The sequence below is a fragment of the Formosa haliotis genome, from assembly GCF_001685485.1.
GTDB classification, from domain to species: domain Bacteria; phylum Bacteroidota; class Bacteroidia; order Flavobacteriales; family Flavobacteriaceae; genus Formosa; species Formosa haliotis.
On the sequence record NZ_BDEL01000001.1, the window covers coordinates 3793964 to 3814674 of the forward strand.

Here is a 20711-nt window from a genome sequence, read left to right on the forward strand (position 1 = left end):
ACAATGCCAAAAAATCCAAAGCTTAAATCTATTCTTATCATAGGGTCTGGACCAATTGTAATTGGGCAAGCCTGTGAATTTGATTATTCAGGAACTCAAGCCTTAAGATCACTTCGTGAAGACGGAATAGAAACTGTACTTATCAACTCGAATCCAGCAACTATTATGACCGACCCATCTATGGCCGATCATGTATATTTGTTGCCTTTAACTACTAAATCTCTTGTACAAATCCTTAAGGAACATCCACAAATTGATGCCGTTTTACCAACTATGGGAGGTCAAACTGCATTAAATTTATGTATTGAAGCCGATGAAAAAGGAATTTGGAAAGATTTTGGAGTAGATATTATTGGTGTAGATATCGATGCGATTAATATTACAGAAGATAGAGAGAAGTTTAGAGAGTTAATGCTTAAAATTGGAGTGCCTATGGCACCTCAAGCAACAGCAACATCTTACCTTAAAGGTAAAGAAATTGCTCAAGAATTTGGTTTTCCTTTAATTATTAGAGCCTCTTTTACATTAGGTGGAGCAGGAGCTTCATTTGTATATAAAGAAGAAGATTTCGACGAATTATTAACACGTGGATTAGAAATTTCTCCTATTCACGAGGTGATGATCGATAAGGCTTTAATAGGTTGGAAAGAGTATGAGCTAGAATTACTTAGAGACGCTAATGACAATGTGGTTATTATCTGTTCTATAGAAAATATGGATCCTATTGGTATCCATACAGGTGATTCTATTACTGTTGCTCCAGCCATGACATTAAGCGATAAAACGTTCCAAAAAATGCGTGATATGGCAATCCATATGATGCGTAGTATTGGTGATTTTGCCGGAGGTTGTAACGTGCAATTTGCAGTATCTCCAGACGAAAAGGAAGATATTATTGCTATCGAAATTAACCCTCGTGTATCGCGATCTTCTGCCTTAGCAAGTAAAGCAACAGGATACCCAATTGCAAAAATTGCTGCTAAATTGGCTCTAGGGTATCATTTAGATGAATTAAATAATCAAATTACAAAATCTACTTCTGCTTTGTTTGAGCCGACTTTAGATTATGTAATCGTAAAAATACCACGTTGGAATTTCGATAAGTTCGAAGGGTCTGATAGAACATTAGGACTTCAAATGAAATCTGTAGGAGAGGTTATGGGGATTGGACGTTCGTTCCAAGAAGCGCTTCATAAAGCAGCACAATCTCTTGAAATTAAACGTAATGGTTTAGGTGCAGACGGAAAAGAAAATAAAGATTATAACCAAATTATAGAGAAGCTTACTTATGCTTCTTGGGATCGCGTCTTTATTATTTATGATGCGATAGAAATGGGAATTCCGTTAAGCAGAATCCACGAAATTACTAAAATAGACATGTGGTTCTTAAAGCAATATGAAGAATTACATATGCTTAAGAACGAGATTTCTACCTTTACTATAGATACTATTCAAAAAGATTTATTACTTGAGGCAAAACAAAAAGGATACGGAGATCGCCAGATCGCACATATGCTTGGATGTTTAGAGAGTCAAGTGTATAATAAACGTGAAGAACTTGGTGTAAACCGCGTGTACAAATTAGTAGATACTTGTGCTGCGGAGTTCGAAGCCAAAACACCATATTACTATTCAACTTTCGAAAGTGATACAGAAACTACCGATGGAAAGCGTGCTGCTTATAATGACAGTATTGTTACAGATAAGAAAAAAGTAATAGTTCTAGGTTCTGGTCCAAATAGAATTGGTCAAGGAATCGAGTTCGATTACTGTTGTGTTCACGGTGTTCTAGCAGCTGCAGAATGTGGTTACGAAACCATCATGATTAACTGTAACCCAGAAACGGTTTCAACAGATTTCGATACAGCAGATAAATTATACTTCGAGCCCGTATTTTGGGAACATATTTACGACATTATTAAACATGAAAAACCAGAAGGTGTAATCGTTCAGTTAGGTGGTCAGACGGCTTTAAAACTTGCTGAAAAATTAACTAAGTATGGTGTTAAAATATTAGGAACTAGTTTTGAATCGTTAGATTTAGCAGAAGACAGAGGGTTATTCTCTAAGTTGCTTAAAGAAAACGAAATTCCTTATCCGGAGTTCGATATTGCAACAACTGCAGATGAAGCTTCTGCCATTGCAGACCGATTAGATTTCCCAATTTTAGTGCGTCCGTCTTACGTTCTTGGAGGTCAGGGCATGAAAATTGTAATTAATAAAGAAGAACTTGAAAAGCATGTTGTAGACTTATTAAGTAGAATGCCAGGAAACCAATTACTTCTAGATCATTATTTAGATGGTGCAATTGAAGCTGAAGCAGATGCAATTTGCGATGGTGAAGATGTGTACATTATTGGTATCATGGAGCATATCGAGCCTTGTGGTGTGCATTCTGGTGATAGTAATTCGTTACTACCTCCTTTTAATTTAGGAGATTTAGTAATGCAACAAATAAAAGATCATACTAAAAAGATTGCTTTAGCGCTTAACACTGTAGGTTTAATAAATATACAGTTTGCAGTGAAAGACGATGTGGTTTACATTATCGAAGCCAACCCAAGAGCATCTAGAACGGTTCCTTTTATAGCAAAAGCATATGGTGAGCCTTATGTAAACTACGCGACTAAAGTAATGTTAGGAAACAAGAAAGTAAAAGACTTTAATTTTAAACCTCAATTAGAGGGGTATGCAATTAAGAAACCTGTGTTCTCTTTCGATAAATTCCACAATGTAAATAAGAAATTAGGTCCAGAAATGAAAAGTACTGGAGAAAGCATCTTGTTTATAGATGATTTAAAAGACGATGAGTTTTACAACTTATATTCAAGACGTCGTATGTACTTGAACAAGTAATAAAACAAACCCATATACTAAAAAAGGCTTCCAAACGGAAGCCTTTTTTTATATGCAATGTTTTGTAAAAAAAGAATTGCTATTACATAGGTGGCATACCACCATACATTTTTAATACTAAAAAGGTTAACGGAACAGTTATCGCCAAAGAAATAAGTGTTGGTTTTACCCAATCGCGTTTTTTGTAGCTTACTGTTTTTCCTAAGTATTTATTCCAAAAATATTCGGTTAAAATAAGCCCTCCAATAGCATTTGTAAATACGGTAAGGTTCATGTCTAAATTAAAGGTAGTAACCAGAAAATAAGGAATAAATATATACAATAAACAGAAGATTAAAACCTGAGTACGTGCTTTTGCATGTCCTGTTTTCTTCAGATTAGACATCATTAACACCCCTCCAAAAAGCGTTGAAAATATTATCGAAAATACCAATATCAATACTTTCGAATATAATTCAGGTAAAGCTATAGCTTCTGTGGTAGTATTTGCAGAAACAGGTTCTGTGTTGTTTACAGCATTTAAAATCGCTTTTTTATTAGCGACAACCTTAATTTCTTTAGTTTTTAAAGTGTCGTAAGTTGTAGAAATAGCTTCAGTTATCGTTACGTCTTCTCTACGTTTTAAAATCTCTAAAGCTGTTAATCGCGCTTCATCGGTGTAAGTCGCTTCGTTTAAACCAATGGCTTCAAGCTCTTCATTAGTCTTTTTGCTAAACCGGTTTACAAAAATATTATCGTTCATTTGTTTTCTAAAATGTTGTATGTTAAAGGTGCAAAATGCTTGCCAAGGATGTTAAATTAACAATTTTTATACTTGTCGTTTAGTCCAATGCCTTGTTTTATCATCGGAATAATTTTTTCTAACCGACTTTGTTTTGTTGTATCTCGTTTTGCTGATGCAATATAATCAGTATATTCTCGCTGTTTATAAGGGGTTAAAGCTTTAAAACTCGTTTTAAAATCGGGATTGCTTTTTAAATATTGTTTTAAAATTTCAGGAAAAGTAACCGTAGCTTTCTTTTCAGGTTTTAATTCTTTCCCTAATTTCTGATTGTCTATCGCTTCCTTTACATATGCCAAAACTGCAGCTTTGTCAATGTCATCTTCCTTGGTAAACCGCATTTGTCTTAAGCCTTTGGTGGTATCCTGCGCCTGTTCTAATAAATTTTGTTCATCTTTTAAAAACACACCATTAAAAAACCAAATGCCAAAATGATGTTTAAAGGCTCCCAATCCTATCACGTTTTTACCATCTACCATATAAACAGGTGCGCTCCATTTAAAAGCTTCTTCCAATTCGGTGCTTAAAAAAATATCTCGCAAGACGGTTAAAGCCTTTGTCCAAGTGTCGTGCCCTTCGATATAGGCGTCTACAGAATCAAATTTTTTCATGCCTTATAATTTGTATAAAGATACCAAAATTTTGGTGAGAAGCAGGTTTCAGAAAAACAGGAAACAGATTTAGTGTTCTGATAGCTAGGACTTCGTTAAAACAAAATAATCTGATGAGTTTGAAAATTCATCAGATTATTATGTTGGGCGTTTCCTTACAGGTCGCGCTTTTCGTTCTATCTTTTTTAGCCATATATAAAAGCTAAAAAAGGATGCCACTGCAATCGCTAACGCAATTAGCGTTTCGCCGTAAGTTCAGCAATTTTGCAAATTACTTCGGTGGCTTTAATCATACTTTCTACAGGAACGTATTCGTAGCGTCCGTGAAAATTATGGCCTCCAGCAAAAATGTTTGGGCAAGGTAAGCCCATATAACTTAATTGAGATCCGTCTGTACCACCGCGAATGGCTTTAATTTTTGGCGTAATTCCAATTTGTTTCATAGCTTCCTCAGCAATATCTACTATATGCATTACAGGAACTACTTTTTCCTTCATATTATAGTACTGATCTTTTATCTCGAGAGTAATGACCTCACGACCGTACTGAGCATTTAATTCGTTCGCTAGTTTTTGCATCACCTCTTTTCTTGCTTCAAAATGTCCCTTATCGTGGTCGCGAATAATATACTTTAAAGTGGTCTGGTCTACTTCTCCATTAACATCTGTTAAATGGAAAAAACCTTCGTATCCTTCTGTATGTTCTGGGGTTTCTAGCCTTGGTAACGAGTTAATAAATTCGGTAGCGATATACATAGAATTTATCATTTTGCCTTTGGCATAACCTGGATGTACAATTTTACCAGCAACAGTAATAACGGCACCAGCGGCATTAAAATTCTCATATTCTAATTCGCCTATTTCGCTACCATCCATAGTATAGGCCCATTCTGCACCAAATTTTTTAACGTCAAATTTATGTGCACCACGACCAATTTCTTCATCTGGTGTAAAGCCCACACGAATGTTTCCATGTTTAATTTCTGGGTGTTTTACCAAATATTCCATGGCCGTAACTATTTCGGTTATTCCGGCTTTATCATCGGCACCTAAAAGAGTTGTTCCGTCTGTAGTAATTAAGGTTTTGCCTTTGTATAATAATAAATCATCGAAATATTCTGGCGATAATACAATGTCTTGTTCTTCGTTTAAAACAATGTCTTTACCATTATAATTTTCTATAATTTGAGGCTTTACATGGGCTCCAGTAAAATCTGGAGAAGTATCAAAATGAGAAATAAAACCAATAGTTGGTACATCGTGGTCTACATTGCTAGGTAATGTTGCCATTATATAAGCGTTCTCATCTATAGAAACATCTTCTAAACCAATTGATTTAAGTTCTTCGGCAAGAGCATTTGCAAGATCCCACTGTTTTGCAGTACTTGGCGTGGTATTACTTTCCGGATCCGATTCTGTATCAACAGTAACATAGCTAATAAATCGGTTAATTAAATGTTGTTTATCTATCATAATTGAGGCAATTTTCAACAAAAATACTATTAAAAATTATTTATGCTTTTAATTAAACTTAATTTTATTGGTATAAAAGAACTTTAGCTTCATTAGTCAAATAACTTCAATTTACTTCTTAGGTATAAACTTTAAATGAAACTCTTTTAAAACGATATTCAGAAGGAAATATTCGGATGTGTTTTGCACTGATTTAGGTGTGAAAAAAGATTAGTAGATATACGTATTTTTTATTAACTGCTTAATTATTAATTTGATACGCAATTAAATCGTGTGTTATGAAAGATCATGTAAATAGTAGTTTAGAAAAAAAAGAAGTACATCCAGTAAAGTCTAAAGATAGAATTATAACATTGGATGTGTTAAGAGGATTTGCTGTTTTAGGCATTTTATTAATGAACATTATCGGGTTTGGAATGTTATCAAATTATGATCAATATATGAATATGATCAATCACCCAGACTCGTTGAATTTTTGGATGTATACCGGTACAACGATTTTTTTTGAGGGTAAAATGCGCGCCTTATTTTGCATGCTTTTTGGAGCAGGCATTATGCTCTTTGTTCTTCAAAAATCAACTTTAGGTAAAAAGGGGCTTACTAAGTTGTTTTATATAAGGATGTTTTGGCTTGTTGTTTTCGGACTTATTCACGCGCATCTTTTATTATGGAGCGGCGATATTCTTTATTTCTATGGTGTTTTTGGGATGATTGTTTACCTATTTCGAAATATGAAACCTAAATATAAAGCTATTGGTATTCCTATAGTTGCGGTAATAGGGTTTGTTGTATCTGTATTTTTTTATCAAGGATTTAGAGATAAACGGCTTAATTTTGTCGAGGCCAAGGCTGTAATTGCAGCTAATGAAAAACCTACAGAAGCCCAGTTAGAAGCTATAAAAATTTGGGAAAAGGAGGAAACCGAACGTCTTCGTCCACCCGTAGAAACCGAACGCATTGTAACTGCCATGCAAGGGACGTATAGTGAGGTGGCCGCAGAGGTAAGACCTCAGGCTTTTGAATGGCAAACTAAATATATTATTGGCCTATTAGGAGATAACGTAGCCCTTATGTTATTAGGTATGGCTTTGTTACAATGGGGATTTTTCTCTGGGAAATGGACCAATAAACGCTATAAAATTATCGCTTTAATAGGTTATGGTATTGGGTTGCCGTTGGTGTCTTATGATTTTTATCAAGGCATACTTCAAACTTCATCGTTAGAACTTATGTTGTCTAATTTAGAAAACATTAAAATCCCTTGGTACAAATTAATTTATCCTGTGCAACGCATACTTTTATCTATGGCGCATGCTTCTGTAGTGATTTTATTTGTGCGCAGTCCGTATTTTAAAACCTTAAAACATAGTTTAAAAGCTGTAGGCCAAATGGCTTTTACTAATTATATTTTACAAACCGTTTTGTGTACCTTGTTCTTTTTTGGGTACGGACTGGGGTATTATAATAAATTAGAATTCTATCAATTATTTTATGTGGTTCTGGCGGTTTGGGTTATCGAACTAATTGTAAGTCCAATTTGGCTTAAATATTACAAATTTGGTCCTATGGAATGGCTTTGGCGTAGCCTAACCTATCGTAAATTTCAACCTATGCGCAGACAAGCAGAAGAAATAAAACCCAAACCCATAGTTCAAATAGATAATGCATAAACCGGTAGGCAATCTATTAGGTTTTTGGAGTAATTGTAGTGTTTTTATAGTTTGTCCTATGTTAGGAATAGACCACAGATCAATTTAATTTAGGTCTAAAGGGTTGTATGGAATATTTTATACGTTTTGAATTGTAGGATTTTTTAATTAAAAGTATTTTTGCATAAATAAATTCTAGATGTATAAGTTTTTAATACGCCCCTTGTTTTTTAGTTTCGATCCGGAAAAAGTACATCACTTCACCTTCTCGATGGTACGTACTCTTTCTAAAATTCCTTTAATTCCTAATTTGTTTAAACAATTGTTTGTAGTAGAAGACAAGCGATTAGAACGCGAAGTATTCGGGTTAAAGTTTAAAAACCCTGTTGGTCTAGCTGCAGGTTTCGATAAAAATGCGGTTTTATACAACGAACTTGCAAATTTTGGTTTCGGGTTTATTGAAATTGGTACAGTAACGCCTATCGCCCAAGAAGGAAATCCTAAAAAACGTATTTTCAGGCTTATTGAAGATCAAGGTTTAATTAACCGTATGGGGTTTAATAATGAAGGTGTAGAGACAGCAATCACACAACTTAAAAAAAACAAAGGCAAAATTCTTATCGGCGGAAATATCGGGAAAAACACACAAACGAAACCCGAACATTATACTCAAGATTATCTAAATTGTTTTAATGCCTTGCATCCTTATGTCGATTATTTTGTGTTGAATGTGAGCTGTCCAAATGTAGGGAGTCATGCCAAATTAAGTGATAAAGGTTATTTATTGGAATTGATAAACACGGTAAAACAGGCGAATACTACCTTTAATAAACAAAAGCCTATTTTACTTAAAATAGCACCCGATTTAAACGATATCCAGTTAGATGAAATTATAGAACTAGTAAGTGAAACCCAACTGGATGGTGTAATTGCGTCTAATACCTCGGTTGATAGAAGTGATTTAAAAGCAAGCAAAACGCAACTTGAGGCTATAGGTAATGGAGGTTTAAGCGGCCAGCCGATTAAGACAAAAAGTACAAAAGTTATAAAATACCTGAGCGAAAAAAGCAATAAGGCCTTTCCTATAATTGGAGTGGGAGGGATTCACTCTGCTGCAGATGCTTTAGAAAAATTAGATGCAGGGGCAACTTTGGTTCAAATTTATACCGGCTTTATTTACGAAGGACCATCCTTAATTAAAAAGATTAACAAAGCGATTTTAAAACGTAATTAAGCGTTGAATTTCGAAATCTTAATATCTTTTGCCATGGCTACTTCAGCCTTAGCTATAGCACCGGGACCCGATAATATTTATGTATTAATGCAGAGTATATCTAACGGAAAATCGTTTGGTTTGGCTACTGTTTTAGGATTAATGTCTGGCTGTTTAGTACACACCACTTTGGTAGCTTTTGGGGTTTCGGTCATTATAAAAGAATCGGATGTTATTTTCTTTAGTATAAAACTTTTTGGAGCATGTTACTTGTTGTACCTAGCCTATAAAGTGTATAAAAGTGATGCTGAAGTTTTACTAAGCGACACCAATGTGCCTCAGAAATCACAATTTCAATTGGTGAAACAGGGATTTATAATGAACGTGTTAAACCCGAAGGTTTCTATCTTTTTTCTAGCTTTTTTTCCTGGGTTTTTATTTAGTAATACGTTAAGTACACTTCAACAATTTTATGTTCTTGGGTTCATATTTATGGGGATTTCTGGTCTCATTTTTTCTACTATAGCCATTTTAGCAGGATCTATTTCAGCGTATATTAAACTGCACAAAAATGTAGGAGGCATCTTAAAATGGATGCAAGTTATTGTGTTTACGGGGATTGCAATTTTCATCTTGTTTTCAGAAAAATAGTAGTATTTTTACTGTCTAAACGCTCACGATTCATGGCAAACGGTGTAAAAGTAATAGAATGTCCGCGAGATGCAATGCAAGGTATAAAGACCTTTATACCTACAGCACGAAAAGTGCAGTACATACAAGCCTTATTACGGGTTGGGTATGATACGATTGACTTCGGAAGTTTTGTTTCACCTAAAGCCATTCCACAAATGGTAGATACTGCCGAAGTACTGTCGCAATTAGATTTATCTAAAACCACTAGTAAATTGCTTGCCATTATTGCAAATACTCGTGGTGCGGAAGATGCTTCACAACATGAAGCTATTACTTACTTGGGGTATCCATTTTCTATTTCAGAAAACTTTCAAATGCGTAATACCCATAAAACCATTGCGCAATCTGTAGAGACTTTAAATGAAATTTTAAATATAGCAGACCAAAGGCAAAAGGAAGTTGTGGTTTATATTTCTATGGGATTTGGCAATCCGTATGGAGATCCTTGGAATGTGGACATCGTGGCAGATTGGACAGAACGTTTAAGTAAAATGGGAGTTAAAATTTTGTCGTTAAGCGATACTGTCGGAACCTCTAATCCAGAAAATATAGAATATTTATTTTCGAATTTAATTCCAAAATATCCAGATATCGAATTTGGAGCGCATTTACATACCACACCCAATACCTGGTTCGAAAAGGTAGATGCAGCTTACCATGCTGGTTGCCGAAGATTTGATGGAGCCATCCAAGGGTTTGGAGGTTGCCCAATGGCAAAAGATGAGCTTACAGGGAATATGCCTACCGAAAAATTACTCTCGTATTTTACCACTAAAAAAGTAAATCAATTAAATGCATTGAGTTTTGAAAGTGCTTATAATGAAGCAACCAAAATGTTTGGTATCTATCATTAAACTTCCTTTTTTATGGTGAATGTGGGAATTATCACCTGTTTTCTGCTATTTTCCTAAATAATATTTAGAAATTTGTAAACAACCGTATTTGTTTAGAATCAGAATTCATACAATATAGATTTCAAAATCGTATATATGGTAGTTTAGATTCTAGAAACAGAATATCGTATTGTTAATTTTATAATAACAGCCACAAACCATTATGCATAATTTAAATACATATTTACGTAAAACTATTAGTCCAGCACCATTAGTGGTGTTTCGAGTATGTTTTTGGTTTTTAATGTGTTTAAGTCTTATTAGTTTTTGGCAAAATGGTTGGATTGAATCCTTGTATTTGGAGCCCAAATTTCATTTTACATTTTATGGGTTTTCGTGGGTGAAACCATTTGGGAAGTACACCTATGTATTATTTGCCATTTGTGCTTTGGCTTCTGTTTTTGTGGCTTTAGGATTTAAGTATCGGATAGCCATAATTACATTTTTTTTAAGTTTTACATACATTCAGTTTATGGATAAAACGGTGTACGAAACCCCTTTTTATTTTATTACAGTGCTAAGTTTTTTAATGATATTTTTACCAGCAAACGCGGCTTTTTCTATAGACTCTTTGCGGTCTAGGCGGTCTTATAGAACCATCCCGAAATGGTGTGTAGATAGTATTAAATTATTGTTTTGTATCGTTTTCTTTTATTCGGGATTAGCAAAATTAAACTCTGATTGGTTGCTTAGTGCCATGCCTTTAAAATTATGGTTAATCAATAATAACGACTTACCATTTATAGGGACGTCGCTATCAAACTCTGCTTGGTTTCCTTATGCTTTAAGTTGGAGTATTATGCTTTTCGAATTATCTATTCCGTTTTTGTTATTGTATAAACGCACCCGATTTGTTGGTTTCCTAGTCTTGGTAGGATTTGAAGTGTTTTCGCACGCTTTGTTTCCGTTAGGATTATTTCCTTTAATCATTTTAATAAGTGCGCCCATATTTTTTTCACCAGAATGGCATCAAAAGGCCCTTCTTATTTTAAGAGCTATTTTATCACCTATTCAGCGTGTGTTAAAATTACCTACAGCACTTAAAATGACGAAAGATTTTCATTATATAACAGTAATTCCCATGTTTGTAATTGGACTGTTCTTTATAATTCAACTCCTCGTGCCTCTAAGATATATGCTGTATAAAGGAGAATTGTTTTGGACGGGTGAAGGGTATTTATTTTCATGGCGAACTTCACTTATAGATAAGACGGGGACTACAACGTTTAAAGTTGTAGACTCGGAAACCGGAGACGTTTTTAATATTAATAATTCCGATTTTTTAACAGAAAGACAAGAACAGCAAATGTATAGTCAGCCCGATTTTATATTGGAATATGCGCATTATTTAGGCGATTATTATAAAGCATCTGGCCATGAAAATGTAGCTGTTTACGCAGATGGTTATGTCTCCTTAAATGGTCGTAAGCCTATGCCCTATATAGATACTCAAGTCGATTTGTATAAACAAAAGGAATCCTTTAGGCATAAAACATGGATTCTGCCTTTTCCAGATGTAATTAAAGGATTTTAATTGAAATAATTAATATGAGTGTAAATAGAAAAAATTATACTTTTAAGTGATTTATAAGCATTCACTTTTATGAAACAACTTTGTTTAACAGTTATGTTATTTGCTTTGCAATTGGCGTTTGCGAAGGAATATAAAAGTTTAAAAGCTTTTCAAGCAGAAACGAATCAGGAGGCATTACAAGCTTCAGACTGGTTGAAGTCTGATAGAATTAAAAATACAAAAGTTTGGAAGAAAGCTAACTTTTTCAATTTAAAACAAGAAAACTACAACGCATATACTACCGTTATACAACGATTGTATTTTTATAAGTGGATCCAAGTAGAATTAGACAAAAATTCGCATGAGATAGAGTGGGTGCATATGGCCATTTTTATATCAGATAAATTACGTCTTATTGGTCAGTTTCCGTTTAAATATTTCTTGCATAAAAATACCATTACATATACCAATTTGGGAAGTGCTGTGGTTTTTGAACACGCATTTCCCGAGTTAAAGGAGCTACTTTTTTCTTCAGAACCTTTAAGGGGTGAACCTGCCCGAACGTGGGATGTAAATATGCTGCATAAGGAACAATACATTTGGGTGGAATCGGTGTACCAACACATGGACGAAAAGAGTTTAAAGCAAATTTCAAATATCGCTAAAGGCAATGGGGTATATGGTCTTTTTGTTGAAGATGCTTTAGAGTTTTCCGGCGATTTAAAGGATCCCGATGCTCGTTATGCCTATGCAATAAACATATTGCTACCGTATTGCAGAGATAATAAGTAATAAAACTAACAAAGGATTTAAAAAAACGCAATTTAAACCGTATATTTGCACGCAATTACATCTTAATTGCATCATGACAGCACACGAAAACAAAATTCTAGGAGAAGGACTAACCTACGACGACGTTTTATTAGTTCCGGCATTTTCCGAAATTTTACCAAGAGAGGTAAATATTCAAACCAAGTTTACACGTAACATTACAATTAACGTTCCCATAATTTCTGCCGCTATGGATACGGTTACAGAAAGTGCTATGGCTATTGCTATGGCAAGAGAAGGTGGTATTGGTGTGTTGCATAAAAACATGACGATTACACAACAAGCTCAGGAGGTTCGCAGAGTTAAACGTGCCGAAAGTGGTATGATAATCGATCCTGTGACTTTACCTTTAACGGCAAAAGTAATCGATGCTAAAAATAGTATGCGTGAGCATGGTATTGGCGGAATTCCTATTGTAGACGATAACGGAATTTTAAAAGGTATTGTAACCAACAGAGATTTGCGTTTCGAGCATAAAAACGATCGCCCGATTGTTGAAATAATGACTTCTGAAAACTTAGTGACTACAGCAGAAGGAACTTCGTTAAAAGATGCTGAGGTTATTTTACAAGAAAAGAAAATTGAGAAACTACCAGTAGTTGATGCCGATTATAAGTTGGTTGGATTAATTACATTTAGAGATATTACAAAACTTACCCAAAAACCAATTGCCAATAAAGATACTTACGGACGTTTACGTGTAGCAGCCGCTATTGGTGTTACAGGAGATGCTGTAGAACGCGCCGAAGCACTTTACAATGCAGGAATTGATGCCATAATTATTGATACGGCTCACGGACATACTAAAGGTGTGGTGAATGTATTAAAGGAAGTAAAAAAGAAATTTCCAGATTTAGATGTTGTTGTTGGTAATATAGCAACAGCAGAAGCAGCTAAATATTTAGTAGAGGCTGGTGCAGATGCAGTAAAAGTGGGTATTGGACCAGGGTCTATTTGTACTACACGTGTGGTTGCAGGTGTAGGGTTTCCGCAATTTTCTGCAGTGTTAGAAGTTGCAGCGGCTATTAAAGGTTCTGGGGTTCCTGTAATTGCAGATGGAGGTATTCGTTATACAGGAGATATTCCTAAAGCGATTGCAGCCGGAGCAGATACGGTAATGTTAGGATCGCTATTAGCAGGTACTAAAGAATCTCCAGGAGAAACTATTATTTTTGAAGGACGAAAATTCAAGTCGTACCGTGGAATGGGGTCTGTGGAAGCTATGAAACAAGGAAGTAAAGATCGTTATTTTCAAGATGTAGAAGACGATATTAAAAAATTAGTTCCAGAAGGAATCGTAGGACGTGTAGCTTACAAAGGCGATTTATTTGAAAGTATTCATCAGTTTATTGGTGGTTTACGTGCAGGTATGGGTTACTGTGGCGCTAAAGATGTTGCTACTTTAAAAGAAACTGGCCGTTTTGTTAAAATTACAGCTAGCGGAATTAACGAAAGTCACCCACATGACGTAACCATTACAAAAGAGTCTCCTAATTATTCGAGATAGTAGTCGTTTTAGGACTTAATATATATTGAAAACTCCAATTGAAACTTTTGTTTTAATTGGAGTTTTTTTATGTTTTTTTCTGAAGTGTTTAGAGTGTATTCTTAGGCCGGTGATTATGGTTCTTTGAATTAAGAGATGCTTCAATTCGTCACGCTTCATTCCGACGAAAGGAGAAATCCCTATACTAAATGCCGATATTAATTCGAATCGTCACTCTGAATTAATTTCAAGGTCTCATAAAGACAAATAATGTTAAAGGATTATGTGATACTGAAACAAGTTCAGTATGACGGTTCGATTTGTCATTTCAATCAAAAAAAGGAATGTCATCTTTAAAACAACGTAGAGAGGAATCTCTAAACTAAATACTGATAATAATTCTAATCGTCACTCTGAATTAATTTCAAGGTCTCATAAAGACAAATAATGTTAAAGGATTATGTGATACTGAAACAAGTTCAGTATGATGGTTCGATTAGTTATTTCAACTAAAAAAGGAGTGTAATCTTTAAAACAACGTAGAAAGGAATCTCTAAATTAAATGCGGGTATTAACTCGAATCGTCACCCTGAATTAATTTCAAGGTCTCATAAAGACAAATAATGTAAAAGGATTATGTGATACTGAAACAAGTTCAGTATGACGCTTTGATTTGTCATTTGGACTAAAAAAAGGAGTGTAATCTTCAAAACAACCTAGAGAGGAATCTAAACTAAATGCTGATATTTATTCGAATCGTCACCCTGAATTAATTTCAGGGTCTCATAAAGACAAATAATGTAAAAAGATAATGTGATACTGAAACGAGTTTAGTAGGACGGCAATAATCAAATCTTCAAAATTACCCCTTCGAAAGTATGCTGGCTAAAAACTTAGTACTTTGAAACTGTTCTAAAATTATCTTTATAAAAACGGTAATTGGAATTGCCATAATTAATCCTGGAATTCCCCAGATAAAGCCCCATAACATAAGCATAACTAATACGGTTATAATATTTATCGAAAAGGATTTTCCCATAAAAACAGGTTCTAAAATAGCTCCAAATAATACTTGTACACCTGTAATACTCAGAATAAAAAAGATTAGAGTACTGGTGGCTTCAATTTCTACAAAGGCAAAAATAGAGAGTAAAATTACAGTTACAAACGAGCCAACCATTTGTATGAAATTGATGATAAAAGCAAATAAACCCCAGAAAATAGGAAAACTTACTCCAAAGGCATAGCAGGCTAAGCCTGTACCAATTCCTGTTAATAAGCTAACCAAAACTTTTACTTTTATAAATTGAATTAAATCTTTTTCAATTTTCATAAAGGTTTTTACCGATGTGTGCTTGCGTTTTAAAAGAGTTTTGTTTAACAATTTATGCACGTTAATAGATTCTGCTAACCATAAAACCACAAAAAAGGCCGTCATTAAAACCATAGTTAACGTGGTTCTAATAAAATTTATAGTAGGACCAAAATTGCTTAATAGAGTATCCTTGTCGAGTAACTGATTGGAGATACTCACGTTATCTTTTACTAGTTCGGTACCAAAAAAACTTTCTAAACTACTAATTAATAGTTTAATCTTTTGTTCTGCTTTAAACAAGAATGCATCGCTAGTCGATAAGATTTCTTTGCTCGATAAGTGAATTAAATACCCTCCAATTTTAAAGAACACTAAAATTATTAAAATAATGATGATGATACTTACCGCATTTGGTAGTTTTCGCTTTGTTAACCACCTCATTATAGGTAAAAAGAGTAGGGCAATAAACATAGAGAAAATAAGAGGCACAAAAATAAACGATAGTATTTTAAGTAAATAAAATATTAAAGGGATAACAATAATTAGTAATAGGAGATTTGTTGTTCGTCTATCGTTTAACATAGTGTAATAAAGTGTATAAAATATCGATGGCAAAGGTAGTTTAAAAGCCCAAATTTTTTAGGCAGAAAATCATAATTTTTTTGCCTAAATTTCTATAATTCTGCAGTGTAAACTTGTCCTCGATGTGGTTTTAAAGTATCTCTTATAGGTTTCATATCTACTTCATTTACAACTAAAAAAGCAATAGCATGCATGTCGGTAATAGCCGTAAAACCTGTAATGTTAATATCTAGATTTTCATTGCTTATATATTCCTTTAAATGAATTTCGTGATGTTCGGCAGTTTTTAGTGCTTGTGGACCTCTAAAATCCCAAATCAGTTTTAATTGTCGCATGTGTTAAAGTTTTAACAAAAATACATAATACATGTGTCAGTTTATCGCTTCTCATACTATATTGTATGCAGTTTTTAATATAATTACCTAATGGTTTAATTTATAGATTAAAAAAGGGTCTAGTTGTTATAAAATAATGCGGCTGCCAAAACTATTATTGACTAGTAATTTTAAATACTAAACTAATCTTAACTACGTTTGTTAAAGCAACTTGTAATATAGGTTTATATTGCTATTTTTGCTCACGTTAAATTATAAATAATGAAATTGAAATCCGTTTTATTGTTGCTGTCGCTTACTATTTCAGCTCTAAGTACAGCACAAGTTACTACTGAAGATGTTCTTTTTACGGTAGATGAAACTCCAGTTTATGCATCAGAATTTATTAGAGTTTACAATAAAAATTTAGATTTGGTAAAAGACGAATCTCAAAAAGATATCGATGCTTATCTGCAACTTTTCATAAATTATAAACTAAAATTAGCCGAAGCCCATGCGCTTAAGCTAGATGAAAAACAATCGTATAAAAAGGAATTAAATTCTTATAGAAATCAACTCGCTCAAAATTATTTAACCGATAATACGGTAACCGACGAATTGGTAGAAGAAGCTTATAATCGTTTAAAGTACGATGTAAAAGCACGACATATTTTAGTGCGCGTAGATGAAAATGCTTCGCCAGCAGATACCTTGGCAGCCTACACCGAAATTGTAAAACTTAGAAAACGACTCATAGACGAAGGTTTCGATAAAGTAAAGAAAGATATACATAACGGAAAAACGGTTTTTGCGGAAGACTTAGGTTATTTCAATGCGTTTAAAATGGTGTACAGTTTTGAAAATGCAGCGTACAACACCAAAGTGGGCGATGTGTCGCAACCGTTTAGAACCCGTTTTGGGTATCATGTAGTACAAGTTACAGATAAACGCCTATCGCGTGGTACTGTAAAAGTGGCGCATATTATGATTGCAAATAATAAAGAAGGCGATACCATTTCTAATCCGGAAGCTAGAATTAACGATATTTATAAGAAATTAAATCAAGGTGAAAGTTTTGAGAGTTTGGCGAAACAATTTTCAGACGATAAAAGCTCTGCAAATAAAGGCGGAGAATTAGCCCCTTTTACAGGCGGACAATTATCGTCTAGTGAATTTGAAGATGAAGCTTTTGCTTTGCAAGATGTAGGTGATGTGTCTAAACCATTTAAAACAAATTTTGGTTGGCATATTATTAAACTGTTAGATAAAAAAGAATTAGAATCTTTTGAAGATTTAAAACCAGAGTTAGAAGACAAGGTAAAACAAGATAGCCGGTCTGAGCGGATTAACGAAACACGTATTCAGGATTTAAAAACCAAATACAAGATCCCAGAAGAACAACCTGCTTTGCCATATTTTGTGAAATTATTAAATAAAACGTATTACGATAACACGTGGCAATTACCATCTAATTTTAAAGGAAACAAGACTCTTTTAACTATTGGAACTAAAACTATTACTTATAACGAGTTTGGCGACTTTATGGTAAAGCGTCAAGCCATGTTTTCAGATAAGGTGCCGTATGCAAAAATTGTAGAAGTAAATTATGATGCCTTTTTAGATAAAGAATTAAAAGCCTATCAAGATGCTAATTTAGAAAACGAAAGTCCCGAATTTGGAAATATCGTGGCCGAATATCGAGATGGGTTACTACTTTTCGATTTAATGGATTCCGAAATTTGGAATGTTGGGAATACAGATACGCTAGCCATTCAAGCGTATTATAACCAACACAAAGACAAATACAATTGGGATAAAAGAGTCGATGCCATTGTAGCCTCGTCGGTAGAAAGAAAAGATATTAAAAAGGTAGCTAAATACTTAAAACGCAAAATGTCTATAGAAGACATTAAAGCGAAACTTAATGTAAACGATGAAATTCATGTTATCTTTACCACAGGAATTTTAGAAGAGAATCACCAAAGTTTACCAGAAAACTTCGAATTTGAAACGGGAATCTCAGATATTTACGACTATAATGGCGGTTATATCGTGGCTAAAGTAAACGAGGTGTTACCAAAAACACCAAAAACGTTTGAAGAAGCAAAAGGTAGCGTTATTAGTGATTATCAAGCAGAAAAGGAAGATCGTTGGATGCAAGATTTACACGCTAAATACACGGTAACCATTAACGAAAGTGTGCTAACTAAAGTAAGAAATCAAATTAATAATTAATCATTGAAGTATAGCGTTCTCATACTGTTGGCATTTTTAGGGCTAAGCTCGTGCCAACTTTTTAAAACAGAAGATACTCGCATTCCTGTGGCCAGAGTAAACGATTCGTATTTATATCAAGAAGATATAAAAGATTTGGTAAACAGCGGGACCTCTAAAGAGGACAGTACACTTTTGGTTCAAAATTATATTACCCGTTGGGCGACTCAAGAATTATTGGTAGAAGGTGCAAAGCGAAATTTAAACGAAACCAAACTTAACAACTTTCAACGTTTAGTAAATCAATATAAAAACGATTTATATTCTAAAGCCTATTTAGAAGCCTTAGTAACCCGTAGTGTAGATACAGCAGTTTCTAAACAAGAGGCCGAAAGCTATTATAATGCTAATATTGAAGCCTTTAAATTAAACGAAGATCTTATCAAGTTTCGCTACATAAATGTAGATGAAAATAGATTAGATTATAAGGACTTAGAAACGAAGTTTAAGCGCTTTAATTCAGAGGATAAAAAGGAGTTAGATTCTATCTCAATTCAGTTTAAATCCTATGCTTTAAACGATTCTATTTGGATTAAAGTGAGTCAAGTTTTAAGCAAGATTCCAGTGGTTTCTGCGGTAAATAAAGATCAACTGTTAAAAAAATCTAATTTTATACAACTCAAAGATTCATTAGGAGTATATTTGATGCATGTTAACGACGTTTTATTGCGAGGAAGCACGGCACCATTAGAGTACGTAAAACCTACCATCGATCAAATCGTAATTAATAAAAGAAAATTAGAACTCATTAGAGATTTAGAAAAAGATATTACTAAAGATGCAATTAAGAACAAACAATTTGAAATTTATAATTAACCTAAAACAAGCTTTAATCTTAAGCTTATTACTTTGTGCAAATGGTGTTTTCGCACAAGAAGTTATCCCAGACGAAGTCGTTGAGCCTAAAAAAGTAAAAGATTCTGTAGTAACAGCAGGAGCCAAGAAAATTGATGGTGTTGCAGCTGTTATTGGCGAGCATATTGTTTTAGATTCTGATGTAGATAAAATCAGGATGCAATATGAAGCCCAGGGTGTAAATACAGCTGAAATTTCGCGTTGTGAATTATTCGGGCGTTTGTTAGAAGATAAATTATATGCGCATCAAGCAGTTCAAGATAGTTTAGTGGTTTCAGACATAGAAATCCATTCGTATGTCGATCAGCAAATTCAGCAGTTTCTACAACAAACAAATGGTTCTATGGATGCCTTATTGAAGTTATATAATAAGGATGACGAACAAAGTTTTAGAGACGAAATGTTTGAAATAAACAAGAGTCAGAAATTAGCTCAGATGATGCAAAATAAAATTGTTGAGGAGGTAGAAATAACACCTGAAGAAGTTCGTGAGTTTTTTAATGATATTCCTAAAGAAGATCGTCCAACATTCGGAACAGAATTACGCGTTGCCCAAATTGTAGTAGAACCTAAAGTTACCGATGAAGAAAATCAGAAAGTAATAGATAGATTAAAAGAAATAAAGGCCGATGTTATAGAAAATGGTGCAAGTTTTCGATCTAAAGTCGTACTGTATACAGAAGATCCTGGTTCGGTAGCTAGTGGAGGAATGTATACTCTAAATCGTAAAAAACCAAGAATGGTTAAGGAGTTCAGACAAGTTGCCTTTAGTTTAAAAGAAGGTGAAATTTCAGATCCTTTTAAAACAGAATTCGGGTATCATATTATTTATCTTGAAAAAATTAGAGGACAAGAATACGATGTGCGTCATATTTTATTAATCCCTAAGGTGTCTGATGAAGAAATTAAACTGGCTAAAGAAAAAATTGACAAGGTTAGAGAAGAGTTAGTTAACGAAGAGATTACTTTTGCCGAAGCAGCGAAAAAATATAGTGACGAAAAAGAAACAAAATTTGATGGCGGACAATTAATAAATCCGGCAACTCAAGATTATAATTTCGAGTTAACTAAAATGGACCCAGAATTATATGGGCAAATTCAACATTTAAAAGATAACGAGTTAAGTTTAGTGTTAAAAGACCAAGATCGTACAGGACGAATTAAGTTTAAAATACTTACTGTTACTGGTCGTGTAGACGAGCATGTTGCAAACTACGCTCAAGATTTTCTTAAAATTAAAGAATTAGCCTTAGACGAAAAACGTATAGAGGCTGTAGCAAAATGGCAAAAAGAAACGATTTCTGATACGTACATTAAAATTAATGGAACGTATAGAGACTGTGAATTTGCTAGTAACTGGTTAAAAAAATAAT

The 20711-nt window shown here is 34.0% G+C and carries 16 protein-coding genes; 11 read left to right on the forward strand and 5 right to left on the reverse strand.

What is annotated here, in order from left to right:
* Positions 1–3 precede the first annotated feature (3 nt).
* Entirely contained in the window at positions 4–2856 is a 2853-nt protein-coding gene (carB, locus tag A9D35_RS16035) for a carbamoyl-phosphate synthase large subunit (protein WP_066224894.1), read from the forward strand.
* Between the two features lie 82 nt (positions 2857–2938).
* Here the strand turns inward: carB and A9D35_RS16040 are convergent, their stop codons facing one another.
* The 3 genes from A9D35_RS16040 to pepT form a co-directional block, all read right to left on the reverse strand.
* The gene (locus A9D35_RS16040) at positions 2939–3598 is read right to left on the reverse strand and encodes a hypothetical protein (RefSeq protein ID WP_066224896.1); all 660 of its coding nucleotides are present in this window, start codon (positions 3596–3598) and stop codon (positions 2939–2941) included.
* 56 nt (positions 3599–3654) lie between these two features.
* Positions 3655–4248, reverse strand: a complete 594-nt coding sequence (locus tag A9D35_RS16045; protein ID WP_066224898.1) for a YdeI/OmpD-associated family protein — start codon at positions 4246–4248, stop codon at positions 3655–3657.
* Positions 4249–4484: 236 nt separating this feature from the next.
* Positions 4485–5720 (reverse strand): peptidase T, encoded by a 1236-nt coding sequence (pepT, locus tag A9D35_RS16050; RefSeq protein ID WP_066224900.1) that lies wholly within the window; start codon positions 5718–5720, stop codon positions 4485–4487.
* Positions 5721–5998: 278 nt separating this feature from the next.
* Between pepT and A9D35_RS16055 the strand changes: the two genes are divergently transcribed.
* The 7 genes from A9D35_RS16055 to guaB all read left to right on the forward strand — a co-directional run bounded on the left by A9D35_RS16055 (position 5999) and on the right by guaB (position 14019).
* A complete protein-coding gene (locus A9D35_RS16055; protein WP_066224902.1) occupies positions 5999–7390 on the forward strand; it encodes a DUF418 domain-containing protein in 1392 nt (463 codons plus the stop codon).
* A gap of 178 nt (positions 7391–7568) precedes the next feature.
* Positions 7569–8603, forward strand: coding sequence for a quinone-dependent dihydroorotate dehydrogenase (locus A9D35_RS16060; RefSeq protein ID WP_066224904.1), 1035 nt, complete (start codon positions 7569–7571; stop codon positions 8601–8603).
* Between the two features lie 33 nt (positions 8604–8636).
* Positions 8637–9233: a LysE family translocator gene (locus tag A9D35_RS16065; protein WP_066226199.1), complete on the forward strand. Its 597-nt coding sequence runs from the start codon at positions 8637–8639 to the stop codon at positions 9231–9233.
* A 32-nt stretch (positions 9234–9265) separates the two neighbouring features.
* On the forward strand, positions 9266–10129 hold the full coding sequence (locus A9D35_RS16070) for a hydroxymethylglutaryl-CoA lyase (RefSeq protein ID WP_066224906.1): 864 nt from the start codon (positions 9266–9268) through the stop codon (positions 10127–10129).
* A gap of 202 nt (positions 10130–10331) precedes the next feature.
* Entirely contained in the window at positions 10332–11702 is a 1371-nt protein-coding gene (locus A9D35_RS16075; RefSeq protein WP_066224907.1) for an HTTM domain-containing protein, read from the forward strand.
* A gap of 69 nt (positions 11703–11771) precedes the next feature.
* The gene (locus tag A9D35_RS16080) at positions 11772–12473 is read left to right on the forward strand and encodes a hypothetical protein (protein WP_066224908.1); all 702 of its coding nucleotides are present in this window, start codon (positions 11772–11774) and stop codon (positions 12471–12473) included.
* Positions 12474–12546: 73 nt separating this feature from the next.
* Entirely contained in the window at positions 12547–14019 is a 1473-nt protein-coding gene (gene guaB / locus A9D35_RS16085) for an IMP dehydrogenase (RefSeq protein ID WP_066224909.1), read from the forward strand.
* Between the two features lie 841 nt (positions 14020–14860).
* Here guaB and A9D35_RS16090 read toward each other — a convergent pair.
* Positions 14861–15895, reverse strand: coding sequence for an AI-2E family transporter (locus A9D35_RS16090; protein ID WP_066224911.1), 1035 nt, complete (start codon positions 15893–15895; stop codon positions 14861–14863).
* A gap of 92 nt (positions 15896–15987) precedes the next feature.
* On the reverse strand, positions 15988–16230 hold the full coding sequence (locus A9D35_RS16095) for a hypothetical protein (RefSeq protein WP_066224912.1): 243 nt from the start codon (positions 16228–16230) through the stop codon (positions 15988–15990).
* Positions 16231–16491: 261 nt separating this feature from the next.
* Here A9D35_RS16095 and A9D35_RS16100 point away from each other — a divergent pair, with 261 nt between their 5' ends.
* From A9D35_RS16100 to A9D35_RS16110, 3 genes are read left to right on the forward strand one after another with little or no spacing between them, the layout of a single operon-like run.
* Positions 16492–18444, forward strand: a complete 1953-nt coding sequence (locus A9D35_RS16100) for a peptidylprolyl isomerase (protein ID WP_066224913.1) — start codon at positions 16492–16494, stop codon at positions 18442–18444.
* A gap of 3 nt (positions 18445–18447) precedes the next feature.
* The gene (locus tag A9D35_RS16105) at positions 18448–19299 is read left to right on the forward strand and encodes a peptidylprolyl isomerase (RefSeq protein WP_141675559.1); all 852 of its coding nucleotides are present in this window, start codon (positions 18448–18450) and stop codon (positions 19297–19299) included.
* Positions 19262–20710 (forward strand): peptidylprolyl isomerase, encoded by a 1449-nt coding sequence (locus A9D35_RS16110; RefSeq protein ID WP_066224917.1) that lies wholly within the window; start codon positions 19262–19264, stop codon positions 20708–20710. The genes A9D35_RS16105 and A9D35_RS16110 overlap by 38 nt, the downstream gene beginning before the upstream one ends.
* Position 20711: the final 1 nt, after the last annotated feature.